The organism is Paenibacillus sp. UNC496MF (assembly GCF_900113915.1).
Lineage (GTDB): Bacteria > Bacillota > Bacilli > Paenibacillales > Paenibacillaceae > Paenibacillus_Z > Paenibacillus_Z artemisiicola.
The window spans coordinates 419,146-428,395 of sequence record NZ_FORE01000008.1 but is presented as its reverse complement, the minus strand read 5'-3'; the positions used below and the strand labels follow the sequence as shown (position 1 = coordinate 428,395).

The following is a 9,250-nucleotide window of genomic DNA, read 5'->3' as shown; positions in this document are numbered from 1 at the left end:
TCTTTCCCAGTCTCCCCATGCGAGGAAACTGCGTATCCGGTATTAGCATTCGTTTCCGAATGTTATCCCGGTCTTGCAGGCAGGTTGCCTACGTGTTACTCACCCGTCCGCCGCTAACCTTCCCCGAAGGGAAAGTCCGCTCGACTTGCATGTATTAGGCACGCCGCCAGCGTTCGTCCTGAGCCAGGATCAAACTCTCCATAAAAGCGGATTGGTTTGCGTGTACAACCGGAGGTTGGACATGCAGCATTCCGCAGGCATGAATTCGCTTGTTAGCTCATTCAAAAACTAGCTTGTTCAAACCTTTTGACAGGTCGCTCATTGTTCAGTTTTCAAGGAACAAAGTTGTTACATTCATCGTTCGGCTCATGACCGGATTTAGAATATATCATATCTCGAAACCGTTTGGCAAGCATTAATTTCGGGCTTGTTGCGGTTTCGATCACCGCGCCGTTTCTCGTTCGTCCCGGCCGGAATTAGAATATACCACGATGACGAATAGAGTTGCAAGTTGTAAAATTTTACAGTTGCCAGCCATTCAAGAAATCGACAAAGGCACGACGGCTATCCAGGCGGCAGCAACAGCCCAGATCGTCTATTCAATCGAACGGGTTTGGTTACCCGGGACGGCATATTCCCATCGCCAGCCAAGCGCATACCGCTCCGATAAGCAGAACGGCAGCTGCCGTCGACCGGTCGGTTACCGTTCGTCTTCCGGGTCTTCCTCGATCTGCGGGTACGTGCCCGCGCCTTGAAGCGCCATCCGGTATTCCGTCGGATTTTGGCCGGTATACTTCATGAACACCTTCGTAAAATACCGGCGTTCGGAGTACCCGACCTCCTTCGCGATCTGGGCGACGCTCTTCGGCGTGTCCTGCAGCAGCGCCTTTGCCGCCTCCATCCGCTGCCCCGTCACGTATTCGATGAACGTCTCGCCGAACGCGCCCTTGAACAGCAGGCTGAAATGCGACGTCGACAATCCGACGTGCGTCGCGGCCTCTTCCACGCTCAGATCGCGGAACAAGTGGCGGTCGATGTAATGCTTCGCCTGCGCCATCTGGAGCTCCGAATGCTTCCGCTTGTCCGTCGACCGCGCCGCGCCTTCGCTCGACGCCTGCCGGATGGCGGCGAGCAGGTCCTTGACGCCGAAGCGCCGGTCCATCTTGCGCCACAGCGCCTCCTCCTGCTCCCGGGGAAGCAGGCCCGCTTCCTTCAGCTCGCGCATCAAGTGGAGCGCCAGAAAGTGCAGCCACGCTTTCAGCCGCCCCTCGGGCACGCCGCCCGCTCCCTGAAGCCGCTCCGCGATCCGCCGCTGCTCCTCGTCCACGCCTCCCGCGTCCCCGCGCTTCATCGCCGCGATGAGCCGCTCGGCGGTCTCCCAGAGCGTCCGGCCGATCTCGTAAGCCGGGGGCTGTTCCGCGCCGTAGAAGGCGATCGGACCGCCGTCCGAGGCAAGTTGCATGCCGCGCCGGACGGTCGTATACGCCTCCGACAGCTCGTTCATCGCGGCGATTTTGTAGTACGCGCCCGCGTGCAGCCCAAGCTTCGCGTGCTGCCGCACGGCCTTCAGCAGCAGCTCCGTCCAGCCGACGACCCGCTTGCCGCACAGCTGCTCGCGCTCGGCGTCCGCTGCGCCGGGAACGGACGGATCGTCCGCGCCGCCCAGCAAGAGCACGCACCATTCCCCGTCGCGCATCTGAATGACCGAATGCGGCACCTCCTCTCGCCGCAGCGCGTCCCGCAGGATGTTGCAGACGGCGAAATTCCACCGTTTCCGCTCCTTGTCCGGCCAGTCGCGCCAGTCCCGCACGTCCTCCGAGCAGACGTCGATGTCGAGCACGACCAGCGTATACTTCGGCTCGCCGAGCAGCTGCTCCTGACCCGCCAGCAGCCAGTTGTCCGGCGTCGAATCGGTATAATCCATCAGGACGTCGTAGAGGAGCTTCTCGTTGGCCAGGTCCATGATGCGCTCCAGCTTGCGCTGCTCCTCCCGCTCCTGCTGCGCGCGCTTGCGCCGCTCGGACATGACGCGGGCGATGACGCCGGTCAACTCGTCGTACGGGATCGGCTTCAGGATGTAATCCTTGACGCCGTATTGAATGGCCGATCGCGTGTACGCGAAATCCTGATAGCCCGACAACATGATCACGTCGCACGGCAGCCCGCGCTCCCGAATCTGCCGCACGAGCTCAAGCCCGTCCATGACCGGCATCCGGATGTCGCAGAGCACGAGGTCGGCGGGATCCGCCGCCAGCAGCTCCAGCGCTTCGACGCCGTTTCTCGCCGTGCCGGCGATTTCCAGTCCCAGCATGCTCCACGGAATGACCTTCTCCAGGTTGCGCGTGATCGGAGGCTCGTCGTCGACGAGCAGTACTTTGCCGTTCATGTCCTCACCTCTGCTTCGGAATCGTGATCCGGATGACCGTTCCGTGCCCCGGCGCCGAACATAGCCGCAAGCCGTACTTCGGCCCGTAATGGATGCGCAGCCGGTCCGCGACGTTATGCAACCCGAGTCCCCGCCGCTCGCCCTGCTCGGCCGCGTTGGCCCCGGACGCCCGGGTCCGTCCGAAGCCGTTGATCCGCTTGAGCGCCGCTTCGTCCATGCCGATGCCGTTGTCCGTCAGCTCGAAGACGATCGCGTCCGCCCCGGCCTTGGCGGCGATGCGGATCGTGCCCGCGTACGGAAGCCCCTCGAAGCCGTGCTGGATGCTGTTCTCCACGAGCGGCTGCAGCGTCAGCTTCAAAATCGTGCAGTCCAGCGCCTCGTCCGCCGCGTCGAGCTCGTAGCCGAACATGTCCTCGAACCGGTATTTTTGAATCTCCAGGTAGCTGCGGACGTGCTCGACTTCCTCGCGGATCGTGATCGTCTCGGAGTGGTGCATGCTCGTGCGCAGCAGGATGCTGAGCCGGCGGACCATCGCCATGATTTTGCCGCCTTCGTTCTGCGCCGCGAGAGCGTTGATCGACTCCAGCGTATTGAACAGAAAATGCGGTTTGATCTGCGCCTGCATGAGCATCATCTCCGCGCGCTGCTTGCGTTCCTGCTCCTGCCGCACCTCGGTCAGCAGCCGGCCGATCGTTTCGACCATGCTGTTGAAACTGCGCGCGAGCAGCACGGTCTCGTCCTTGCCCTTCGCCGGCACGCGGATGTCCAGCATGCCTTGCTCGACGAGGCGCATTTTGCGGACGACGCGGATGATCGACTTGGCCACTCCGCCGACGAAGAAAATGTTGAACAGGATCGCGAACACGAGGCAGAGCAGCGTGATCCCGCCGATCCACTGCACGAAACGCACGTTCTCGCTCGTCAGCGACTGCCACGATTTCACGGACACGAGCACCCAGCCGCTCCGGTCCAAATCGTACGCGGAGATCAAAGAGTCCTCATGCCCGAACAAGCCTCGGAAGCTCGCGTATCGCGCGGTCGCCGGCAAGTCCAGCTTCGTCTCGGCGTTCACCGGACGGCCCGCGAGCTCGTGGCGGCTGTCCATCAGGACGAGGCCGTCCCGGTCGACGATGAGGTACCGGGTCTGCGTCTGCTGCCCGCCGGTCAGCGTGAAGTCCTGCAGCATGCTGTCGACCTCGTCCGACTTCACCTGCGTGACCATGATGCCGGCGTCGTTCAAGGTATCGGCGTCCTTGACGAGCCGCATCTGCGTGAACAGCGCGGCGCCCGTGCCCGTCAGGTCCTGCTGCTCGTAGGGACCGAGCCAGAGCGGCCGCCCGGCAAGCTTCAGAATCTCGGGGTAGACGGAGTGCCCCTGGAGCCGTTCGTACGGGATCGGCTTGAACGTCGTCGGGTCGTTGCGGTACGAGCGAAACATCGTGCCGTCCCTGCCGTAGAGCACGACCATGCTGAGCGCGGGATTTTGAAACAGGATCTTGCCGAGCGACTTCTCGTACTGGCTGATGGCGATCAGCCGGCTCGCGTCGTTCACGGAATCGCGGGAGCTGCGCAGCGCGTCCTGCACGCTCGGGTTCGTCACGCCGGCGTCCGTCAGTTGGTCCAGCTCCCGGAAAAAATAGCGGATGTTGCCGCCGACCGCCTTCAGCGTGAGTTCCGTCTGTTCGCTGTACTTCTTCTCCAGCAGATGCTCCGAATTAAGGAACGACGCGATGCCGAGCCCGATGAGCGGGACGACGATGAGCGCGATGAAGGCGAGCAGCAGCTTTGGGCGAAGATTCATGGGCGGTGGACTCCTTATCGATGTCGCAGCTTTCGCGGGAACCGGGCAAGTTCGGCCGCGCGGGTGGACGAAGGGAGGGAAGAATCAGCCCTTGACGCTGCCCGCCGTCATCCCGTCGATGATCTGCCGCTGCAGGAACAGGTAGACGGCCAGCACCGGCGCGATGCTGATGATGAAGGCCGCGGACAGGGACGAGAAGTTCGTCCGGTAACCGTCGTTGAACGTCGCCATGCCGGTAGGCAGCGTGCGGAGGGACTCCGTCGTCACGAAAAGCTGGGCGAAAATATATTCGTTCCAATTGCCGATGAACGCCAAAATGAACACCGTCACGAGCGCCGGCGCGGTGACCGGCAGGACGACCCTGGCGAACAGCCCCGCCGCCCCCAGCCCGTCGGCGACGCCCGCTTCCTCGAGCTCGGGCGGGACGGAGCGCATGAAGGCGTGGAGAATGAAAACCGTGATCGGCAGCGCATACGTGCAGTATACCAAAATCAGCGACGGCAGCGTATCGATCAGCCCGAGATCCGTCACGAGCCGGTACAGCGGGATGAACACCGCGCTCGGCGGCACGATCAGCCCCGCCAGCACGAACGCGTACAACCGCGTGCTGAGCCCGCGGTACCGCATCCGCGAAAGCGCGAAGGCGGTCGCCGAGGCGAGCACCAGCGTCAGAAGGCATGCCGAGAGCGTCACGACGAGGCTGTTCAGCGCATAGCGGCCGATATGGGCGGTCTCCCACGCCGCCCTATAGTTGGCGAAGTCGAGCCGCTTCGGCAGCGCCCACGTGTCGACGGTGATTTCCCGGTTCGTCTTGAACGAGGAGAGCAGCAGCCAACCGAGCGGAAACAGCGTGACCGCGACGTAGGCGCAGAGCAGCAGATGCAGCGGAAATTGGCTTCGGCGGAGACGGTCCGCCAGCCGAAAGCCACCGCGCGGCGTGCCCGATCCCGGCCGCGAAACGTTCAAGAAAGCGGCGCGTTTCATTCCTCCCGCACCTCCTCGGACCTGGCGATGCGCTGCAGCATGCCGGTCATGGCCAGCGTGATGACGAACATGGCGACGCCGATGGCGCTGCCGTACCCGAGCTCCAGGGAGCGGAAGCCGACCTTCAGCATGTACGTCGACATGACCTCCGTCGATTGGAACGGTCCGCCGTTCGTCATGATCTGGACGATGTCGAGCACCTTCAGCGTGCCCGAGACGCTGAGCAGCAGCATGACGAACAGGACGGGACGGATGAGCGGCAGCGTGATCAGGCGCGTCTCGCGCCAACCGTTCGCGCCGTCGATCCTGGCGGCGTCGGACACCTCGCCCGGAATGTTCAGAATCGCGGCCAGGCAGAGCACGATGAAAAAGCCGACGTTCTGCCAGGCGTTCGCGATCAGGATGGCGAGCATCGCGAGGCGCGGATCGGCCAGCCATTCCCGGGCCCAGCTCTCCCCGCCGATCAGCCGGAGCGCCTGGTTGATCAGGCCGGAGTCGTAATCGTAGAGCACGCCGAACAGGATCGCGACGATGGCGGTCGAGATGACGACGGGCACGAACACGGCGGACTTGTAAAAGCCGCGCAGGCGCCGGACCTTGCCGATCGCGATCGCCACGGCCAGCACGAGCGGAATGTTGACGGCGAGCGAGAACGCCAGGAAGAGCAGGTTGTTGCCGAACGCTTGGCCGAACGTCGCGTCGCGCAGCAGCCGCTTGAAGTTGCCGAGGCCGATGAACGTCCGCTCGGAGATGCCGTCCCACCGGAACAGGCCGTACGCGAACGACACGATGACCGGATAGACGAAGAACAGCGCGTAAAGCAGCAGGGTCGGAAGCACGAAGGCCGCGTAGGTCCAAGGATTCCGCAGCGTTTTGTTCATGGGGACCTCCTGATCGTGGACTGGTCGAACGGAAAAGAGGGCGCCCGGTTCGGCAGGACGCCCTCCCTGTGTCGCAAGCGACCGCGTTGACGCCAGGCGGGACCGCCGGCGCGGCTATTTCTGCGCGTTCGCCTTCTCCTGGGACGCCTGGATTTCCTTCGCCACGTCCTCCGGTTTCTTCACTTTGCCGATCAGCTCCTGCAGGCCGACGCCGACGTCGGCGCCCACGCTGGGCTGCACGATCGCGTCGAACGCCTTCCAGGAGGACGACGCGCCGGCCATCACCTGCAGCACCTCGGAGATGAGCGGATCGACGCCGGACAGATCGGACAGCTTCATGGACGGCAGCACCTTGTCTTCGAGCAGCGTCCGCTTCTGGACCTCCTCGGTGTAGAAGTCGCGGATGAACGCCTTGACCATCGCTTTCTGGTCGTCCGTCAGGTTGGAAGAAAAGCCGAAGCCGTTGGAATAGCTGGCGTTGATCGACGTCTGGTCGCCTTTGCCGCCCGGAATGGCCGGGAACGAAAAGTAGCCGATATTGCCCTTCAGGTCGCCGGCCTCGTCGCCGGTAAACCGGTTCGCGTCCCACGTGCCCGTGAACACCATCGCGGCGTCGCCCTTCAGGAAGTGCGCCCCTTGCTCCGCGTACGGCAGGCCGAGCGCCCCTTTGGTGAAATAATCGTGGTTCACGAGCTTCGCGTAATCGGCGAAGCCGGCGACGAAGTCGGGGTCGGTCCATTTGGCCGCGCCGGTCACGAGCCCTTCGAACGCCTTGATGCCGACGCGGCGCTCCATGACCGTGTTCCAGAGCATGCCGTTCACCCACGCGTCCTTCGCGGCCAGCGCGAACGGCGTCTTGCCTTTCGCCTTGATCGCATCGGCGAGCGTCAGCAGCTCGTCGAACGTCTTCGGAATGGACAGCCCCATGTCCGCGAACATCTGCTTGTTATAGAAAATGCCTTCGCTGTAGCCGCCGAACGGAAGGCCGTACACCTTGCCGTCGACCGTGAATTCGTCGAGACTCGCGAATTTGTCCTTGATGCCGAGCTCCTCGATGATCGGCGTCAGATCGAGCATCCGGCCCGCCTTCACGTACAGGTTCAGGTCCGCGCCGCCGAACACTTCGAAAATATCCGGCGGGTTGCCCGCCGCCATCTCCGCCTTCAGCTTCTGGTCGCGGTTGACGACCTCGTCGATGCCCTCCAGATTGATTTTCAGGCCCGGATTCTCGTCCATCGTCTTCGCGACGACGTCCTGGAGAATCTTCAGGCGGACCTTGCTCGTTTCTTTGATCTGCGTATGGCGAAGCGAGAGGGTGACGTCCTTGGGCGCCGGGGCGTTCGCGTCGTCCGCGCCGTTCGCGGGCGCGTTCGGCGCCTCGTTCGCCGCGCCGCCGCTGCCGGCGTTCGCGCCGCCATTGCCGTTCGCGCCGTCCGCGCCGTTCGACGAGCCGCAAGCCGAGAGCAGGAGCGCCGCCGACATCAGCGTCACCGCGGCCGCCGTCAAGCCTTTCTTCATGAGAAGACCTCCCCGTATTCGTATGGTTTCCGTGCCTGTCGCCGCTGCTTACACTTGCATTATAAAGCGACCTGGAAAAAGAAAGGAGGTCGAAAATACGACGGGCGCGGGCGACTTTTCGACGGAGCCGCCTGACGAGGGAGAATAATAAACGCCCACAGGACGCGAACATCCTGTGGGCTGCGGGCGATGCGGAGAATCGTATCCCCGCGCCAAGCGAATGCGCGCGGGTCGTCCGTTAGTCCGTTACCAGGCGTACGCGCGCGGCGCTTCGCCGCCCGGGCCCGGAAAAATTTCGTCGATGCGCGCCAGCGTCGCGGCGTCCAGCTCCACGTCGACGACGCGCAGGGAGCGCTCGAACTGCTCCAGCGTGCGCACGCCGATGATCGGCGCGGTCACCGCCGGGTTGGCGAGCAGCCAGGCCAGCGAGACGACGTCCTCGCGTTCGCCGAGCTCGTCGCATAGCGCCGCGTAAGCCGTCAGCTGCGCCGCGTGCTTGTCCGCGCGCGCCTTGTCGCCGCTACGCTTGCCGGCGCCGCCGCGGTTCAGGTTGCCCGCCAGCAGGCCGCCGTCGAGCGGGCTCCACGGAATGACGCCGATGCCGAGCCCTTGCGCCGCCGGCAGCACTTCCAATTCCGGCAAACGGCAGAGCAGGTTATATTTATGTTGTTCCGAGACGAGGCCGAGTATTCCGCGCGCCTTCGCCTCGCCCTGCGCGACGGCCAGGTCCCAGCCCGCGAAGTTGCTGGCGCCGACGTAGCCGATCTTGCCTTGGTTCCGGGCGACCTGGAAGCCGTTCCACAGCTCGTCCCAGCTGACGTTGCGGTCGACGTGGTGCATTTGGTACAGCTCGATGTGGTCCGTCTGCAGCCGCTTCAGGGAGCCTTCGAGATGCCGGCGCAGCTTGTACGCCGACAGGCCGCTCTCCCGATTCGGGCCGTCCGTCTCGTCGTGCATGTCGCCGTGGAACTTCGTCGCGAGCACCGTGCGCTCGCGGCGTCCGCCGCCCTGCGCGAACCAGCGGCCGATGATTTCCTCCGTGCGGCCGGCGTTCTCGCCCCAGCCGTAAATGTTCGCCGTATCGAAGAAATTGATGCCGGCGTCGAGCGCCGCGTCCATGATTTTAAACGCTTCCTTCTCTTCCGTGTCGACGCCGAAATTCATCGTGCCGAGGCACAGACGGCTGACCTTGAGGCCCGAACGTCCCAAATACGTGTACTTCATTCTCCATCGCTCCTTCGCTTGTGTTGATCCGGCCGCGCCGGCGCCGCGCCTCCCGCACGGGGGCCGGCCGTCCGCGCATCCGGACTCTCGAACGGCAATAACGCGCAACAAAAAAATGAGGAAAGGATTCCCTTCCTCATTATAATGAATAACGCGCCGCGATGGGTATGTCATGACGTCTTATTTTTCGGGACGCATGCCGAGCACCGCATCGCGAACGGCTCGGTAAAAGCCCCGCCACTCCGGGGCGGCGCCTTCGGGTCCGATGGCGGAATGTCCGCCCTCGGCTTCTTCCCCGCTTGGCGGCGCCGGACCTCCGGCAGGCTCGCCCGCCGGCGCCCCTGACCCGGCATCTCGTCCCGCTTCCGAGCGGCTTGCCGCACCTCGTCCGTCCGCTTGTTCCTCCGCCATCGCGGTCCCCTCCTTCGCTTCGCTGCGCCGTTCTCGGTCCGGCGC

At 63.8% G+C, this 9,250-nt stretch carries 7 protein-coding genes and 1 rRNA gene; all 8 read right to left on the bottom strand.

Annotated elements, in window-relative coordinates:
- Nucleotides 1-205, bottom strand: a 16S ribosomal RNA gene (locus tag BMZ79_RS15830); the annotation flags it as partial.
- A 495-nt stretch (nt 206-700) separates the two neighbouring features.
- The gene (locus BMZ79_RS15825) at nt 701-2,386 is read right to left on the bottom strand and encodes a response regulator transcription factor (RefSeq protein WP_090641555.1); all 1,686 of its coding nucleotides are present in this window, start codon (nt 2,384-2,386) and stop codon (nt 701-703) included.
- A gap of 4 nt (nt 2,387-2,390) precedes the next feature.
- The gene (locus BMZ79_RS15820) at nt 2,391-4,187 is read right to left on the bottom strand and encodes a cache domain-containing sensor histidine kinase (RefSeq protein ID WP_090641553.1); all 1,797 of its coding nucleotides are present in this window, start codon (nt 4,185-4,187) and stop codon (nt 2,391-2,393) included.
- Nucleotides 4,188-4,271: 84 nt separating this feature from the next.
- Nucleotides 4,272-5,171: a carbohydrate ABC transporter permease gene (locus BMZ79_RS15815; protein ID WP_090641551.1), complete on the bottom strand. Its 900-nt coding sequence runs from the start codon at nt 5,169-5,171 to the stop codon at nt 4,272-4,274.
- Nucleotides 5,168-6,052, bottom strand: a complete 885-nt coding sequence (locus BMZ79_RS15810; RefSeq protein WP_090641550.1) for a carbohydrate ABC transporter permease — start codon at nt 6,050-6,052, stop codon at nt 5,168-5,170. The genes BMZ79_RS15815 and BMZ79_RS15810 overlap by 4 nt, the downstream gene beginning before the upstream one ends.
- Nucleotides 6,053-6,166: 114 nt before the next feature.
- Nucleotides 6,167-7,570 (bottom strand): extracellular solute-binding protein, encoded by a 1,404-nt coding sequence (locus BMZ79_RS15805; protein WP_090641548.1) that lies wholly within the window; start codon nt 7,568-7,570, stop codon nt 6,167-6,169.
- Between the two features lie 246 nt (nt 7,571-7,816).
- Nucleotides 7,817-8,794 (bottom strand): aldo/keto reductase, encoded by a 978-nt coding sequence (locus BMZ79_RS15800; protein ID WP_090641547.1) that lies wholly within the window; start codon nt 8,792-8,794, stop codon nt 7,817-7,819.
- A 180-nt stretch (nt 8,795-8,974) separates the two neighbouring features.
- Nucleotides 8,975-9,205: a hypothetical protein gene (locus BMZ79_RS15795; protein WP_090641545.1), complete on the bottom strand. Its 231-nt coding sequence runs from the start codon at nt 9,203-9,205 to the stop codon at nt 8,975-8,977.
- Nucleotides 9,206-9,250: the final 45 nt, after the last annotated feature.